The sequence below is a fragment of the Shimia sp. MIT1388 genome (genome assembly GCF_047124445.1).
Lineage (GTDB): Bacteria > Pseudomonadota > Alphaproteobacteria > Rhodobacterales > Rhodobacteraceae > Shimia.
In genome coordinates, this window is the sequence record NZ_CP138921.1 from 2326830 (window position 1) to 2342891 (window position 16062).

Sequence of the window (16062 nt, forward strand, 5' to 3'; positions counted from 1 at the left end):
ATTACTTCCGCAACACGCCAGAGGCGATCAGCGCCTCATGCTTGTCTTTGTTGTACCACCAGAAATCCAACACACCGACCGCATAGGGCGGCAGCTCTTCCGGGCGCTCATACATATCAAAATACGACACCCAGCTTTCACCGACATACCCCGCGTGCGCCATGATGCGCTCATAGCGCAAAGCCCGGTCTAGCGCCGTCAGTGCAACCACTTCGTCTTCGCGCGTTTTGGTCGCCAGCGCTGCATCGATGATCGCGTCCACCGCCGAGCTGCGCAGCGCAGCTGGGTTATAGGTAGAGACCTCTGCAGTCTTGGACCCAAACATCTGGTGCAAACCTGTGCCAGCGGCCGCAAACGAGCGATAGCGGTTGTAAATCATGTCGTAGTCTTTATCGACCCATCGCTGCTGCGCCTGCGCGCTGTCGACCTTGTCGGCTTTGACTTTGATGCCCCAATTGGCCAGCGTTTTTACATAGGTTTCAATCAGCGCGAGACGGGTTTCATCCCAAGTCGCGATCACAAGACAATCCAGCGACATCTGCTTGCCGTCGCCATCCACCATTTCACCGGCGTCATTCACGGTCCATCCGGCTTTCTCAAACAGCTTCAGCGCCGCTCTCTTGTTGCGGCGGTCAATTGGATTGGATGGGTTCGACGTGTGCGGCACAACCGCTGGCTCCGTCAGCATTTCTGCTGGGATAGCATCGCCCAGCGCTTTCAGAAGCTCAAGTTCAGCCCCTTCCGGCACCCCCTTGGCTTCCCACTCCTGGCCTTCTGCAAAGGAACTCCGCTGCGTGGTCAACTCATACTGAAGCGACTCCCGCACCCACTCAAAGTTAAACGCCAAAGACAAAGCGTGGCGCACGTCGCGATTATCCAATGGCGCGCGCAGCGTGTTATACAACATACCAAAGTTTGTCGGCGCAGACCCGCTGGGCAGCGCTTCTTTCTTCACTGTCCCGTTTTCGATGCCGGGGAAGTCATAGCCTGTCGCCCAGCGCTTGGTAGAGCCTTCTGTGCGGTAGGTGAATTCGCCCGCCTTGAACGCCTCAAACTCGGCAGTGGCGTCGGTGAAATACTCAATCCGAACCTTGTCGAAGTTGAACCGCCCAACATTGGCCGGGTGATCCCAGCCCCAGTAATTTGGATTACGGACATACTCGACGTAGCGGTTAAACTCGTAGTCGCCAACTTGATACGGCCCGGACGCCATCGGCGCCAAGATGGACGGCTCATCCAACCGCTCACCCGTTTCTTTATACCAGGCTTCCGAGAAAATCGGCGTACCCCCCACTTGGCTGATCAACGAGCGGCGCGAAATGCCCTCAGCAAAGGTGTATTTGATTGTATGATCGTCAATCACCTCAACGCCGGTTATCCGTTCTTTCACAGACCGCGCATAAGACCGGATGGCCTGCTCCAGGAAAAGATTGTGGGTGAACGCGGCGTCCTGCGCCCGAAGCGGCGACCCGTCGCTAAACACCACATCATCGCGCATGTGGAACACGCACCATTCCTGGCTTTTGGGATACTCCACCTCTTTGGCAATCAAACAATAGCTGTCAGTGATGGAATCCGCAGGCGCGCCGCCGCCCCAAGGCATTTCGGCAAACATGCTTTCGGCCACAACCCCGGCACTGCTTTCCGGGTTGCCCCCTTTCCAGGAGTACCGGTTAAATCCGTCAAAAGTACCGCGTGTACTCAGGGTGATGGTACCCCCTTTCGGCGCGTTGGGGTTCACATAATCGAAATGCGGGTAATCCGCCGGGTATTGCAGATCGCCAAAAAACGAATAGCCATGTGAACGGATGAGCTCATCCTCATTGGCCCAAGCCATGCCACCGCCCAGTCCGGCTCCAATCGACAACGCGCTCCCGCCCATCAATCGCAACGCCCCGCGGCGATCAAACATTGGCCCGGCAATTTTGATTGTCTTTTCTTTCATTTGGCCCCTCCTGCGCCCGCGCGCTTGTCAGCGGAATACTTCCTTTCAAGCTAAAGGCGGTGGGCAACAACATTCAAGTTCGGAATGTATCAACAGGCCGTGATTCCGCTCAACGGAGGCAAAATCTTGCTTTTCTTAACACTTTCAAGGCCCTGAGAGACAGAAAACACCGAAAGAGCCAACAGCAAAAACGCCGCAAAACCGGCGTTTCATCACGATCTGGAATGGAGGGAGATTGGGTGAGAGGCTGGACAACGACCCAAGCGGGGCTCGTTACGGCTGCTTCCTTCCGGATCTGACCGGGTTGGCGAGGCGCTCGCCCGCGCCAACCTCTCAAGAGGCGATATAGGCTGATTGATGCGGAGATGCAAGCCAACCTGCTCAAATGCCGTTGAACTTTTCAAAGCTGTCCCATGTCCAGCTCAAAGCGCGCAAATCCACCATCTACCTCGCCCAGCGCCTGCATCGGCAGCGCCGCGAGGTCAACATAGGTCGCTGCGTCGGGACCGGTATCAAACAGAGCCTTCACACCCCGCATCGCGTGCAATCGCCATGTCGCCAGCGTCTCGTCACGCCGTCCAGAGGTCTCTGCGATGTGCTGCGCCAAAACATCCCGCACCCGCGCGGGCGCAATTTCCACTGCATACGCCTGATTCACTGCCGGAAAATTGCCGCCACCACCACCACGGTAGTCATTGGTGACCAGCAAAAATTCCTGCTCTGGCGCAATCTGCACCCCGTGCCAACAGATATTACCCACCCGCCGCGCCTGCGGATTGATCAGGCTGCCATCCATCGCGTAGCGGGCGGGGCGGGACAGATCGACCGTATACGACAACCCATAAATGGCCTCCCGATTATAGGTTGGCGTGTCCCTGTCGTAGAGAAACTGTCCTTCTTCTCCCGCAAACAGCTGATTGTAGACCGCACAACCTTTTTCCAACCATTCCACGACATCGCGCCCACAGGTCCGGATCACGCTGACATGGTTGGAATAAGGTTGCATATCCGCAATCATCCGTGCAGACACCGCGCCCCGCGCCACATCGACATAATGATAGGGGCCAGCCCGTCCGCCGCACTTCAACGGCGCAACGGAAGCAATCAGGGGCATGGTTTCCAACCCACTGCCTACCAGCGCCTGTCGCGCAAAGGCCAGCTTCGCTTCCGCCACCAGTCGGGACGCGTAATCATCTTTCACCATCGAAAAGTAGCTTGTCACCGGCCCCGCCACTTCCCCAATGGTGCGCCGCATATAGCGTAATGTCTGCTGATGCGCGCCCTCTACCGCGGAGACGACCACAGGCGCCTCCACAGGCGCAGTACCCGCTTTCGCACGCAAATCATGCACCTGCACCTCATGACCTGCAACTCGCCACCCATCGACGTCTTGAACCAACGCCAAATCAATCTGTCCCACGTGCGTGGCATAAACCCCGGGCATCACCACAGGTGTCCTATGTAACGTCCCTCGCACGGGATCTACCGCCTCACTCGCACCAAAGCTTGGCGAGGGAAATACTCGATGTACATGCCCGGCCACCACCGCATCCACGCCGTGCAATCCGGCCAGCGGCACAGCTACATTTTCGGTTTCCTCGGCATGGCCACCATCCCGGATGCCACTATGGGCCAGCGCAACAACCACATCCGCACCCTGCCGTCGCAGTTCCGCCACCTGCCGCCGCGCAGCCGCCATCATATCCTCGGCCACCAGGCGCCCGGCAATACGCAACGCATCCCAGGCCACCACCTGTGGCGGTAAAACCGAAAACACCCCAATTCGTAACTCATATGCGCGACCGTGCTGATCCGTGACTGTGCGGGTCAACACCACATGCGGTTGCCACAAATCTGCATACACCGACGCATCCTGATCCCGGCTCAAATGCAAATTGGCACACAGCACCGGCGACCGCAGCGCCCTTAATGCCGCTTGCACGTCCTCGGCCGGCATATTGAACTCATGGTTGCCCAATCCAATCGCATCATAGCCCAGCGCATTCATTGCAGTCACAACCGGATTTTCCGCGCCAACGCCCGCGCCGCCCTCATAAGGGTCTGCAATCGCCGCCCCCTCAAGAAAGTCGCCATTGTCAAACACCAGCGTCGCCGGAACCTCTTCCCGCGCGGCCGCGATCACAGAGGCCGCCCGCGCCAGCGATCCCAGCTCTGTCGCGCTGTCCTTGCTATAATCGTAATCCAGCAATGTGGCATGCACATCACTGGTCGCCATGATGCGCAGAGCAACACGCGCTCCATCAGCCCCTTTCAGGCGTGTGTGTGACACAACAGTTCCTTAGATTCGTTCCTACGCCTAGGGGGACAAAATTCACGTCCTCACAGCCAACAAGCCAAGCCTAGTCCCTACCAGTGTGCGCACTTTTAGAATGATTGCAAATCACAAACTGCCACCACAGCGCTCAATCACGACCAAAGCACCCCCCATCCCGGCGCTGGCGCAGATGTGATTGCAGCCCGCCGCGCAACGTGCCACCTCTGTGCCAACAGGAGAGCACTATGCGACACGCCGAAACCGTTACCTTCGGGGGCTCCGCCCTCAACCGCGCCGCCGAAATCCGCGGCGATGACGCCAACGCCCGCGTCACACACCCCGACAGCCGCAGCATCGTCCTCTGGCGCGGCAAGCCTCTGTTTTGTGGAGAAAACTGCGCCCAGTTGGTCTACCTCCCGACCAGTCACCCGCTGTTTGAAGAGGCCAAGGAGCCGCCGGTTCCACCTATTTTCCTGGGCCTCTCGGAGGACGGCAGTGCGCTCTACGCCCATGACATTTCCGCCTGGACGCCACCGGAACTGGACGAGGCTCAACTCCAGCAATTCTTTGACCCAACGCACCAGCATCACCCGGCGCTCCCGGCCGATCACCTGTTTGCAGAGTTACGTGGCGTCATGGCCCATCTCAATCCCCGCGACGCCGAATTGGCGGCCACCGCGCGCTCGATTTTTGCCTGGCACCGCTCCCACCGTTTCTGCTCCAACTGCGGCGACGAGAGCCGCATGGCACAATCCGGTTGGCAGCGGGACTGCCCCGCCTGCAACACCTCCCACTTCCCCCGCACCGATCCGGTGGTGATCATGCTCATCACCCGGGGCAACAGGGTGCTGATGGGCCGCTCTCCAGGATGGCCCGAGGGCATGTACTCCCTGCTCGCAGGGTTTGTGGAACCCGGCGAAACACTCGAAGCCGCCGTGCGCCGCGAGGTCTTTGAGGAGGCCGGCGTCCGTGTTGGCGCCGTGTCCTATCTGGCCAGCCAACCCTGGCCGTTTCCCTCGTCTCTGATGTTTGGCTGCGCAGGTGAAGCGCTGGACGACACCATCACGCTGGACCCCAATGAAATCGAAGACGCGCTCTGGATCAGCCGCGAAGACATGCTCACTGTGTTTTCCGGTCAACACCCAACACTGAAACCTGCGCGCAAAGGCGCTATTGCCCACTTCCTCCTTCGGAACTGGCTTGCGGACAGGCTCGAATAACGCGACTATGGCCGCAAAATAACGATAGACCCAGAGGCACCATGGAACTCACTGGTAGAGAAGACGTCGACATCCCGATTGCTCAGGCATTTGACTTGCTGACGGATGTCGAAGTGTACGAACGTTCCGCCCTGCGTCGTGGCGCAGAAGTCACCCGCGTTGACTCACTGGCGCGACCCGGCGTGGGTGCCAAGTGGGAAGTCGGCTTCCAGTTTCGCGGCAAAGCCCGCGAGTTGAACTTGGAAATGACCGGATTTGACGCCCCCAACGAGATTGAGATGAAAGCCATCCTGCAAGGGCTGGAAACCGACATCAAAATTGAACTGGTGGCTCTGTCCCGCACCCGCACCCGCATTCAGTTCTGGTCCGGCCTGCGCGCCAACAGCCTCTCTGCCCGTCTCTTGCTGCAATCGCTGAAACTGGCCCGCAGCTCGCTGAACAAGCGCATGGCCAAACGCATGGCCACATTGCGGGACGATCTGGAAGACCGCTACTCGCGCATGGCCTAAGACTTTAGTTGCCTCAAAACGGTTGCACCCAAAGCACTACTCCACCACACTCGCAATGGTTGAGTGTGAGTGAAGAATGCGATGGCGGAGTTAAATTTCAGGCCAATCTTGCACAAGGCCTTGGAATATGCGCCGTCTGCAGCATTCCTCGCAACTTTCTTGCTCTCAGACGACTTACGTATTGCGGGCTGGAGCGGAGCAGCCTGCGCGTTTCTGACCTGTTTCGGCTATGCGCGGCGCGCTGTTTCACCTCACAGCTTGTTCTTGGGTATTAACCTTTACCTGTTGATGATCACGCCGGTCATCGAAGGGCTGTACGCCGCAAACTTCGCTACCTTGGCATCGACCTTGAGTGCTTTCGCGCGGCCCTTGGTGTTTCTGTCCATCTTCCTGACAGGGAGTGTTTTGTCTATGCGCGCACCATCGGGGTTTCTCTTGGTGCTACAGGTCGACGACGGAGCGGTGAAAAGAACCAACGCCCTGCTGCTCATCGCGAGCGGCATGGCCGCAGTTTGGGCTTTAGTGTACAACCACAACACAGCGCTGCAATTGGCGGTGCCCATGACACTCCTGTTCGCCCTTCATCGCACACTCAAATCGCGCTCGCGCCAGCAGCTTACCGAACCGCGTCCCGCTCCGCAGGGTACACCCCCAAAATAGACACGTTGGTTGTGAAATACCGCAGCTCATCCATGGCCAGTTGCACGGAGCGATCCTCTGGATGGCCCTCGATGTCCGCATAAAACTGCGTCGCGGTGAAGCTGCCGTTGACCATATAGCTTTCCAGCTTGGTCATGTTGATCCCATTGGTGGCAAAGCCACCCATCGCTTTATAAAGCGCCGCCGGGATGTTGCGCACCTCAAACACAAAGGTGGTCATCATCTTATGATCGGTGCGACGGGCATAATCCGGCTCGCGCGACATGATCAGGAAGCGCGTGGTGTTGTGACCGTGGTCTTCCACATCCCGCGCCAACACGTCCAACCCGTAAATCTCCGCCGCCAGTTCTGACGCCAGCACACCTTCGTTGCGCGTCTTGTGCTCGGCCAGCTCCCGCGCAGCCCCGGCGCTGTCTGCTGCGGAATACCCCTTCATGCCATGCGCCTTCAGGAAATTGGCCGACTGCGGCAACAACACTAGGTGGGCCCGCACCGTGTCGATCTCGTCCATCGGCACGCCTGGCAAGCCCATCAAGCTGATGCGCACCCGCACAAAGGCCTCATCAATGATGTGCAGCCCGCTCTCTGGCAACAACCGATGAATGTCCGCCACACGCCCATAGGTCGAGTTCTCGATTGGCAACATAGCCAGATCCGCCTGACCACTCTTCACCGCGTCAATCACCTCCTCAAAGGTGCGGCACGGCATCGCCTCCATCTCCGGCCGCGCTTTGCGGCAGGCTTCGTGGGAGTAAGCGCCCGCTTCCCCCTGAAAGGCGATCCGATTGGTCTTCTGGTCCATTTTGTCCCTCTTCTCCCCGGTTTCTACGCAATTTTTGTACCAAGGGCGTTTCGTCGCGGTAACTATACCTTGCGTTCGCTTAGGGGAAGCGGATAGATACCCGACAAACGCCACGAGACGGAAACGTAGCATGTTCGACACGATGACAATGACCAAGGTAGTAGGCGCCCTCTGCGGTGCGCTGCTGGTATTCTTGCTGGGCGGCTGGGCCGCCGAAACCCTGTATCACACCGGCCCAAAAGGCCACGGTGATGATCATGCCCAACAGGCTTATGTGATTGAAGTGGAAGGCGGCGACGACGCTGGTGCCGCAGAAGAAGAAGGTCCTTCTTTGGAAGAGCTGCTGGCCGCTGCGGACGTCGACAAAGGCGCGAAGGTCTTTAGCAAGTGTAAAGCTTGCCACAAACTGGACGACGGCGCCAACGGCACCGGCCCACACCTCTACGGTGTTGTGGACCGCGCGGTGGATTCGGTTCCAGGCTTCAACTACTCTGGCGCTCTGATTGCCGTGGCAGACACATGGTCCAACGAAAACCTCGACGGTTTCCTGGCAAACCCACGCAGCTTTGCCCCTGGTACCAAGATGTCGTTCTCCGGTCTGAAAAAGGCCACCGACCGCGCCAACCTGATTGCCTACCTGGCGACCATCGGCGGCTAAGCCTCTACGGTTTTGAGAATTTGGAAAGACCGCAGCATCGCCTGCGGTCTTTTTCTTTTGGTCTTCTGCCTAGACTTGTGTGAGCACACCTTTTGTGGCCCAAGCCATCTGCGCATCGGTCTCCACAGCACAGGGCCGCACGGCACGCAACCGCTGCAATGCCTCCTCTGCGTTCATCCCCGCCTCGATCATCAGCCGCAACACCAACATCCCGGACCGGCCACAGCCACCGCGACAATGCACCAGAACACGGCCACCCGTCTGCAACTGCTGTCTTGCCTGCTCTGACACGCTCGCCCATTGCGCCTGCACATCGCCCTCCGGCACGCCAAAATCGCGAATCGGAAAATGCGCCCAGTGGATTGCGGCATCGCGCAAAGCGCCCGGCAACGTTTCAGCCCCAAGTATCTGCATTTCCTCGGTCTCTGTCGCACTCACCACGAGGGTTGCGCCCCACTGGGCAATTGCATCCACATCGGCGCGCAAGTCTCCCGCCGCACCAGGCACAGGCGCCAACGCCAACTGGCCAGTTCCAACCGGCACCGCAAAAACCTCATACCCCATGTCATCCCCCTTATTTCTAGGCGCCAACGGCGCATTTGCGGCGCGCATCCCGCGCCGAGTTCCCGCTTATCCGGTGGACGCGCCGCCTCCGCCCGCTTAACCTGCGCCAGACCACGGACAGGGGCCAGCCGAATCTGCGCTCCCGCAACTTTCAGGACGGCCATGACTGACACTCCCGACACCGCCTATCAGGTTCTCGCGCGCAAATACCGCCCCGAAACCTTTGCGGATCTGGTTGGGCAGGACGCCATGGTGCGCACTCTGAAAAACGCCTTTGAGGCGGATCGGATCGCACAGGCCTTTGTCATGACCGGCATCCGCGGCACCGGTAAAACCACCACCGCGCGGATCATCGCCAAAGGCATGAACTGCATCGGCCCGGATGGCGGCTCCGGCCCCACAACAGAACCCTGTGGCGTTTGTGAGCACTGCACCGCCATCATGGAAGGCCGTCACGTCGACGTAATGGAGATGGACGCCGCCTCCCGCACCGGTGTGAATGACATCCGCGAAATCATCGATTCCGTGCACTACCGGGCGGCTTCTGCTCGCTACAAGATCTACATCATCGATGAGGTGCACATGCTCTCCACCAGCGCGTTCAACGCGCTGCTGAAGACCTTGGAAGAGCCACCCGCACACGTAAAATTCATCTTCGCGACCACCGAGATTCGCAAAGTTCCGGTGACTGTGCTCTCGCGCTGCCAACGCTTTGATCTGCGCCGTATTGAACCGGAAGACATGATTGGCATGCTCAGCCGCATCGCCACGTCTGAGGGCGCGGAGATCGCCGACGATGCACTGGCGCTGATCACCCGCGCCGCCGAAGGTTCCGCGCGGGACGCAACCTCGCTTTTGGACCAAGCCATCTCCCACGGCGCGGGTGAAACCACCGCCGATCAGGTCCGCGCCATGCTGGGCCTTGCCGACCGTGGACGCGTGCTCGACCTGTTTGACATGATCCTGCGCGGCGACGCGGGTGGCGCGCTCAACGAGCTGTCTGCCCAATACGCCGCCGGGGCCGACCCAATGGCGATCCTGCGCGATCTGGCCGAGATCACCCATTGGGTCTCTGTGGTGAAGATCACTCCAGAAGCAGCTGAAGATCCCACCGTCAGCCCGGATGAGCGCGCCCGGGGTCAGGCCATGGCAACTGACCTGCCGATGCGCGTGCTCACCCGCATGTGGCAGATGCTTCTAAAGGCGCTCGAAGAAGTGGCCGCAGCTCCAAACGCGATGATGGCCGCCGAAATGGCAATCATCCGCCTGACCCACGTCGCCGACCTGCCCAGCCCCGAAGAGCTGGTGCGCAAACTGCAAGACACACCCCCACCCCCAACGCCTCCTAACGGCGGCGGAGGCTATGGCAGCGGGCCAGGTACAGGCAGCACCAATGCCCAGGGTGGCCCGATGGGCGGCGGCAATGGCCCCATGCATGGCGCGCCAACAGCCCACGCCGGCGGCGGCACCGTAACAGCGCTGGCTGTGCAGAACGACACAGCTTTGGCCAAATACCCGACTTTCGAACACGTGGTGGAACTGGTGCGCCAACGCCGCGACGGCGTGCTGCGCGTGCATGTCGAAGAATACGTGCGCCTCGCCAACTATCAGCCGGGCCGCATCGAGTTTGAACCCGCCCCCGGCGCCCCCAAAGATCTGGCCCAGAAACTCGGCAGCCAGCTGCAACGCTGGACCGGCACCCGCTGGGCGGTGATTTTGGTGAACGAAGGCGGCGCGCCCTCCATCGCCGAAGTCCGTGACGCCGCCGAAAACGAAATGCGCGAACAGGCGCTGGGGCACCCGCTGGTTCAGGCCGTCATGGAAGCGTTCCCGAAGTCCAAAATCACCGACATCAAGTCCCGCCGCGAATTGGCCAACGAAGCCCTCGCAGAAGCGTTGCCAGAGGTCGAAGACGAATGGGATCCGTTTGAGGAGTGAGCCGCGACCTGGAACCCGTCCAGGGAACTGATTCAGCAGCCAACGGGCGGAGCCCTGCCCCAGCATGCACTTAACTCTAATCGGCCAGACACCCTTGTTTACAAGCCACCTGATCCGTATCTAGGCGGCAAGCAATCACACTTAGGAGAAACCCAATGCTCAAAGGACTCGGCAATCTCGGCGACATGGCCGGCATGATGAAAAAAGCCCAGGAAATGCAGACCCGCATGACCGACATGCAGGACGAGCTGCACAACATCATGGTGGTTGGCGAAAGCGGCGCCGGTCTGGTGAAAGCCACCGCCTCTGCCAAAGGCGAGCTGAAAGCACTGGACATCGATCCGTCGATCTTCAACGGCGACGACAAGGAAGTGGTCGAAGACCTGATCCTCGCGGCCATCAAAGACGCCCAAACCAAAGCCAGCGACCGCGCTCAGGAAGAGCTTGGCAAAATCACCTCCGAACTGGGTCTGCCAGCGGACATGAAACTGCCGTTCTAAGAGACGTGTGTTCCGGGTTGGTTCTTGCTATAGTCCAACAAAAGGCATGCCAGAAAAGGCCCGGACATGAGCAGTTCCGAAATTGATACATTGATAGAGATGATGGCCAAGCTGCCTGGGCTTGGCCCACGCTCTGCCAGGCGCGCGGTGTTGCATCTGATCCGCAAACGCGCGCTGTTGCTCACCCCGCTGTCTGACGCCATGTTGCAGGTCGCCGCCACCGCGCGGGAATGCCTGAACTGCGGCAACGTCGGCACCTCTGATATCTGTGACATCTGCGCATCCGAGAAACGCGCCACGGGCGTGCTCTGCGTGGTCGAAGACGTGGCCGACCTTTGGGCCATGGAACGCGCGCAGGTGTTTGACGGCCGTTACCACGTGCTGGGCGGCACGCTCTCCGCTCTGGAGGGCGTTGGCCCCGAGGAACTCTCAATCCCCCGTCTGATGGACCGTGTGGTGAGTGAGAACATCACTGAGGTCATCCTCGCCCTCAATGCCACCGTAGATGGCCAAACCACGGCGCACTACATCGCCGACCAACTGGAAGATCAGGTGCGCCTCACCTCCCTGGCACAAGGCGTGCCGGTGGGCGGCGAGTTGGACTACCTGGACGAAGGCACCATCAGCGCTGCCCTCAGCGCCCGTAAAACGCTCTGACACTCCGACAAAAGAAAAGGCCGCGCTGACATCAGCACGGCCTCAATTCTTAGACGATCACAGCGCTTAGCGCGGCTGCTCTTCTTCGTCGCCACCTGGCAGGTTAAAGAAGCTGTCCGCATCCGCGAACTCATCATCAGACCGGGTGTCGCTGTCGTCTTCGTCGTCATCCGCCAGCGAGAAGGCCTCGAGACCCTCAATAGCAGACGGCATCTTCGGCTCGGCTTCCATCTCCAGCGACTGTTCGGTGGACACAAGCTTACGACGCTCATCGTCGGTCATAACAACACCTTCAGCAGCGCGCTTCGCAGCGGCCTTCTGCACAGCAGTGTCGAGTTCGGACTGCTTACACAGGCCCAGAGCCACCGGATCAATTGGCTGGATGTTGGCGATGTTCCAGTGGGTGCGCTCACGGATCGCCTGAATGGTTGGCTTGGTGGTGCCAACCAGCTTGCTGATCTGGCCGTCGGACAGTTCCGGGTGGAACTTCACCAGCCACAGGATCGACGCTGGGCGGTCCTGACGCTTGGACAACGGCGTATAACGAGGACCACGGCGCTTTTCTTCGCCGGACGCCGCTGCGTTGAACTTCAGCTTCATCTTGTGCAGCGGGTTGGTCTCCGCCGTGTCAATTTCGGACTGAACCAACTGGTTGTTGGCAACCGGGTCAAAGCCCTTCACGCCCGCAGCCACATCGCCATCCGCAATGCCCTGAATTTCCAGCTCGTGCATGCCAACAAAATCCGCGATCTGTTTGAAGCTGATCGTGGTGTTGTCCACCAGCCAGACGGCGGTGGCTTTCGGGTGCAGCAGCTTGGCCATATCTCTACTCCTTACGACGTTTTTCCCCGGTAAAAGATACAGATTTCCCGTCGTCTGACTTTTGTCAGACGGCACCGATGGTCTGGTGCGGGTTTCCGTTGTAGGGGAACTTGAGCCCGATATAGTGCGGCTGAACAAAAAAGGAAAGAGTGAATGCGTTCATTGCTGGGTATGGCCCTTGCCCTGTTGGTTTCTGGGCAGGCAATTGCCGACGGTGATAAAGCCGGTGAGTTTGATTATTACGTGCTGGCTTTGAGTTGGTCGCCGAATTGGTGCGCCATCGAAGGTGACGCCAAAGGAAGCCCACAGTGTGAGGACAGCGAAGACTTTGGCTGGGTCATGCATGGTCTTTGGCCGCAGTACCACCGCGGCTGGCCGGACCACTGCGTCACATCAGAACGCAACCCGCCCCGCCATGTCACCAATTCCATGGCCGACATCATGGGCACCTCCGGATTGGCCTGGTACCAGTGGAAGAAGCACGGCACCTGCTCCGGCCTGTCCGGCGAAGACTACTTCGCCACCGCGCGCAGAGCCTATGAGAGCATCACGCGTCCAGCCGTTTTCCGAAAACTCGACCAAACCGTAAAACTGCCCGCCTCGGTGGTGGAGGACGCCTTCCTGAAAGCGAACCCACAGCTAGAGCCGGACATGCTGACCATCACCTGCCGCGACAGCTTCATTCAAGAAGCCCGCGTGTGCCTCTCCAAGGACCTGGAACCGGTGCCTTGCGGCCGCGACGTGATCAAAGACTGCACGCTTTCCAACGCACGCTTTGACCCTGTCCGTTAAGCCTTAGACCTTGTTTATGCGCAGAGCGCCGTTTCGGGCCTCTGCGCATTTTTGTGCGGAAAACTCGGCACTGTCCGCGCTGGTGTTCACTGCTTTCACAGTGCCTGCGCTGCGGCGCATGTAGAACGGCACAAAGCCTTCTGCGATGCCAGACCGCGCCATGGCATTCATCTCACCGCAATAGATCCGATCACCATTGCTCAGCGCCATGATCTCAAAATTCTGGAACCGCGCCTCCCCTGGCAACTCGGTCTGAACCGCAAGTTGGTTTTTGGCCCAAAACACTTCACCCGGCTCCAACGGCGCGGATTTGGTGGAGACTTTGGTGGTGCCGCCAGAACAGCCGGTCGCCGCTGCGATCACCAGAAATATTGCCACTTTATGCATACCTAAACTCCCAGGACGTGCCTCTGTTGATCCGAGAAACACCACGACAATAAGGCTGAAAGGCGGCAGAAATGCAGAAAACCCGGCCCATTCAGGACCGGGTTTTCTTAAACTTGTTCAGACAGTCAGCAGGCTTAGTGCAGCTTGGCGTCTACTTCAGAGATACCAGCATCGATCAGCTTGTTGGCTTGCGCCGCTGTCATCTGCTGGGAAATCACGTCACGAGCTGCACCGATGGCGACAACAACCGCCTGATCGCGTACTTCCTTGACGGCCGCGGCTTCTGCCGAGGCAATCTGATCTTCCGCTGCGGCCAGACGGCGCGCGATGGAAGCTTCCAGATCGACTTTCGCCTGATCAGCCGCCGCCTGAGCTTCGCTTTTCGCTTGCTCTACGATGCGGGCAGCTTGCTCCTGCACTTCTTTCTGTTTGCGCTCATAAGACGCCAGAACCGTCTGGGCTTCCTCACGCAGGGCGCGGGCTTCGTCCAGTTCGGATTTGATGTCGTCTGCACGCTTGTCCAGCAGGCCAGCCAGAATGGATGGCACTTTGAAGTACAGCAGGATCGCAACAAACAGGATGAAACCCAATGTCACGATGAAGTCGGTGTTGCGCAGCGAGAAGAACGGGCCGCTTGCGGCCAGCGCCGGGGTGGCGCTCAGCGCCATGACAGCTGCAACTGTGGTCAGTTTACGCATATGTCTTAGCCCTTCATCTGCGCATCAACGGCTTTCGCCACATCTGCGTCCTCGGCAGCGCCACCCAGGGCGGTTACCAGTTCAGCAGTGGTCGCGTTGGCCACGTCTTTGATGCTTTCCAGCGCACCGGCACGGATCTCGGCAATTGCCTTCTCCGACTCGGCAGCCTTCGCTGCAATTTCTGCGTCCGCCTTTTCGGTGGCCGCGTTCAGATCAGCCTGGATTTCCGCTTTGGCTGCGGCAACAATGTTTGCTGCTTCAGCTTTGGCGTCGGCGAGGGCTTTGTTGTAAGCCTCTTCCGCTTCCACGGCCTTCGCCTTCAGCTCTTCAGCTGCGGCGATGTCATTTGTGATGGTCCCCTGACGCTCCGCCAGAACCGCAGCAATGCGCGGCAGCGCGATGCGCGACAGGACGAAGTAGATCACAACAAGTGTGACCAGAAGCCAGAAAATCTGGTTACCCCAGCTTGAGAAATCAAGCTGTGGCATGCCCGATGCAGAGGCGGCCTCTGCTGCGTGGCCTGCGGCGTCAGTCGTTTTGGTCGCCATGTCGTCCTCCTGGGAACTTCCGTTGGGTTACGGGCGGGGCGCAAGCAAGTGCGCCCGCACCCGCACGTAAGGATGGTTCCGTAGGCTTAGACGGCGAACATCAGCAGCAGAGCAACCAGGAACGAGAAGATGCCCAGTGCTTCCGCAAACGCGATGCCGATGAAGAGAGTTGCAGTCTGGGAAGCAGCTGCGGATGGGTTGCGCAGTGCGCCGGCCAGGAAGTTGGCTGCAACGTTACCAACACCCAGTGCTGCGATGCCAGTACCCAAGCCTGCGATGCCTGCGCCGATGTGTGCGAGTTGACCTTCCATTGGTATATCTCCTTACGATTGGAAGTTAATAGGTATGTGTGAGAGTTCAGACCTTAGTGGGAAGGATGCAGCGCATCTTTCAGATACACACAGGTCAGAATGGTAAAGACGTAGGCCTGAATGAAGGCCACCAGGACCTCAAGGCCGTACATTGCGGTGATCGCGACGATGGACACCGGGCTGACCACGGCAATCGCGGCGAAGCCTGCGAAAACTTTGATCACGGCGTGGCCCGCCATAACGTTACCTGCAAGACGAATGCTGTGGCTTACTGGACGTACGAAGTAGGAAATCACCTCGATGATCGCCAGCACCGGACGCAGTGCCAAAGGCGCGCTGGACACCCAGAAGAGACCCAGGAACGCCGCGCCGTTTTTCACGAAGCCAACAACAGTCACGGTCACGAACACCAAGAGCGCCAGACCGATGGTCACAGCAAAGTGCGAGGTGGTGGTGAAGGACATTGGCAGCAGGCCAAGGAAGTTCGCCATCACGATGAACATGAACAGGGTCATGATGTATGGGAAGAACTTCACAGCGTCTTTGCCAGCCACGTCTTCCACCATCTTGTAGATGAAGCCATAGGCCAACTCGCCGATGGACTGACCGCGGCTTGGGATGATCGCGCGACGGCGGGTGCCGACAACCATCATCGCCACAACGGCGATCACGGCCAGCGCCATCCACAGGGTCACGTTGGTGATGGTGAACAGGCCAATGTGGTCACCGCCAAACAGCGGTTTGACCAGAAACTGGTCCATTGGGTGGAATTCCAG

At 59.1% G+C, this 16062-nt stretch carries 18 protein-coding genes and 1 other RNA gene; 8 read left to right on the top strand and 11 right to left on the bottom strand.

The window, feature by feature from the left end:
• Position 1 precedes the first annotated feature (1 nt).
• From SIB92_RS11535 to SIB92_RS11545, 3 genes are all read right to left on the bottom strand, one after another.
• Entirely contained in the window at positions 2-1945 is a 1944-nt protein-coding gene (locus SIB92_RS11535) for an extracellular solute-binding protein (RefSeq protein WP_412552201.1), read from the bottom strand.
• A 237-nt stretch (positions 1946-2182) separates the two neighbouring features.
• An RNA gene (gene ffs / locus SIB92_RS11540) (signal recognition particle sRNA small type) lies at positions 2183-2281 on the bottom strand.
• 64 nt (positions 2282-2345) lie between these two features.
• A complete protein-coding gene (locus SIB92_RS11545) occupies positions 2346-4235 on the bottom strand; it encodes a bifunctional 2',3'-cyclic-nucleotide 2'-phosphodiesterase/3'-nucleotidase (protein WP_412552202.1) in 1890 nt (629 codons plus the stop codon).
• A gap of 230 nt (positions 4236-4465) precedes the next feature.
• Here SIB92_RS11545 and nudC point away from each other — a divergent pair, with 230 nt between their 5' ends.
• The 3 genes from nudC (at position 4466) to SIB92_RS11560 (ending at position 6609) form a co-directional block, all read left to right on the top strand.
• Entirely contained in the window at positions 4466-5440 is a 975-nt protein-coding gene (gene nudC / locus SIB92_RS11550) for an NAD(+) diphosphatase (RefSeq protein WP_412552203.1), read from the top strand.
• A gap of 41 nt (positions 5441-5481) precedes the next feature.
• Positions 5482-5949 carry an SRPBCC family protein gene (locus tag SIB92_RS11555; RefSeq protein ID WP_412552204.1) on the top strand — a complete coding sequence of 156 codons (468 nt, stop codon included), beginning with the start codon at positions 5482-5484 and terminating at the stop codon, positions 5947-5949.
• Positions 5950-6030: 81 nt separating this feature from the next.
• Positions 6031-6609 carry a hypothetical protein gene (locus SIB92_RS11560; RefSeq protein WP_412552205.1) on the top strand — a complete coding sequence of 193 codons (579 nt, stop codon included), beginning with the start codon at positions 6031-6033 and terminating at the stop codon, positions 6607-6609.
• Here SIB92_RS11560 and SIB92_RS11565 read toward each other — a convergent pair.
• Positions 6566-7411, bottom strand: coding sequence for a prephenate dehydratase (locus SIB92_RS11565; RefSeq protein WP_412552206.1), 846 nt, complete (start codon positions 7409-7411; stop codon positions 6566-6568). The genes SIB92_RS11560 and SIB92_RS11565 overlap by 44 nt on opposite strands.
• 130 nt (positions 7412-7541) lie before the next feature.
• Between SIB92_RS11565 and SIB92_RS11570 the strand changes: the two genes are divergently transcribed.
• Entirely contained in the window at positions 7542-8069 is a 528-nt protein-coding gene (locus tag SIB92_RS11570) for a c-type cytochrome (RefSeq protein ID WP_168591468.1), read from the top strand.
• A 69-nt stretch (positions 8070-8138) separates the two neighbouring features.
• On the opposite strand, the gene SIB92_RS11575 is transcribed toward SIB92_RS11570, so the two are convergent.
• On the bottom strand, positions 8139-8633 hold the full coding sequence (locus tag SIB92_RS11575; RefSeq protein WP_412552207.1) for a dual specificity protein phosphatase family protein: 495 nt from the start codon (positions 8631-8633) through the stop codon (positions 8139-8141).
• 162 nt (positions 8634-8795) lie between these two features.
• On the opposite strand from SIB92_RS11575, the gene SIB92_RS11580 reads away from it, so the two are divergent.
• From SIB92_RS11580 to recR, 3 genes are all read left to right on the top strand, one after another.
• A complete protein-coding gene (locus tag SIB92_RS11580; protein ID WP_412552208.1) occupies positions 8796-10571 on the top strand; it encodes a DNA polymerase III subunit gamma/tau in 1776 nt (591 codons plus the stop codon).
• Between the two features lie 155 nt (positions 10572-10726).
• The gene (locus SIB92_RS11585; protein ID WP_168591473.1) at positions 10727-11071 is read left to right on the top strand and encodes a YbaB/EbfC family nucleoid-associated protein; all 345 of its coding nucleotides are present in this window, start codon (positions 10727-10729) and stop codon (positions 11069-11071) included.
• Positions 11072-11137: 66 nt separating this feature from the next.
• The gene (gene recR / locus SIB92_RS11590) at positions 11138-11728 is read left to right on the top strand and encodes a recombination mediator RecR (RefSeq protein WP_294112870.1); all 591 of its coding nucleotides are present in this window, start codon (positions 11138-11140) and stop codon (positions 11726-11728) included.
• 66 nt (positions 11729-11794) lie between these two features.
• Here recR and SIB92_RS11595 read toward each other — a convergent pair whose 3' ends face one another.
• The gene (locus SIB92_RS11595) at positions 11795-12550 is read right to left on the bottom strand and encodes a DUF1013 domain-containing protein (protein WP_412552209.1); all 756 of its coding nucleotides are present in this window, start codon (positions 12548-12550) and stop codon (positions 11795-11797) included.
• 153 nt (positions 12551-12703) lie between these two features.
• Between SIB92_RS11595 and SIB92_RS11600 the strand changes: the two genes are divergently transcribed.
• A complete protein-coding gene (locus SIB92_RS11600) occupies positions 12704-13342 on the top strand; it encodes a ribonuclease T2 family protein (RefSeq protein WP_412552210.1) in 639 nt (212 codons plus the stop codon).
• A 3-nt stretch (positions 13343-13345) separates the two neighbouring features.
• Here the strand turns inward: SIB92_RS11600 and SIB92_RS11605 are convergent, their stop codons facing one another.
• The 5 genes from SIB92_RS11605 to SIB92_RS11625 form a co-directional block, all read right to left on the bottom strand.
• Positions 13346-13729, bottom strand: a complete 384-nt coding sequence (locus SIB92_RS11605) for a hypothetical protein (protein WP_412552211.1) — start codon at positions 13727-13729, stop codon at positions 13346-13348.
• A 134-nt stretch (positions 13730-13863) separates the two neighbouring features.
• Positions 13864-14427 (bottom strand): F0F1 ATP synthase subunit B, encoded by a 564-nt coding sequence (locus SIB92_RS11610; protein WP_168591478.1) that lies wholly within the window; start codon positions 14425-14427, stop codon positions 13864-13866.
• A gap of 5 nt (positions 14428-14432) precedes the next feature.
• A complete protein-coding gene (locus SIB92_RS11615) occupies positions 14433-14975 on the bottom strand; it encodes a F0F1 ATP synthase subunit B' (RefSeq protein ID WP_412552212.1) in 543 nt (180 codons plus the stop codon).
• A gap of 86 nt (positions 14976-15061) precedes the next feature.
• Complete coding sequence (locus tag SIB92_RS11620; RefSeq protein WP_058239626.1) at positions 15062-15286, bottom strand: F0F1 ATP synthase subunit C; 225 nt, start codon at positions 15284-15286, stop codon at positions 15062-15064.
• Positions 15287-15339: 53 nt separating this feature from the next.
• Positions 15340-16047: a F0F1 ATP synthase subunit A gene (locus tag SIB92_RS11625; protein WP_412552072.1), complete on the bottom strand. Its 708-nt coding sequence runs from the start codon at positions 16045-16047 to the stop codon at positions 15340-15342.
• Between the last annotated feature and the right edge of the window lie 15 nt (positions 16048-16062).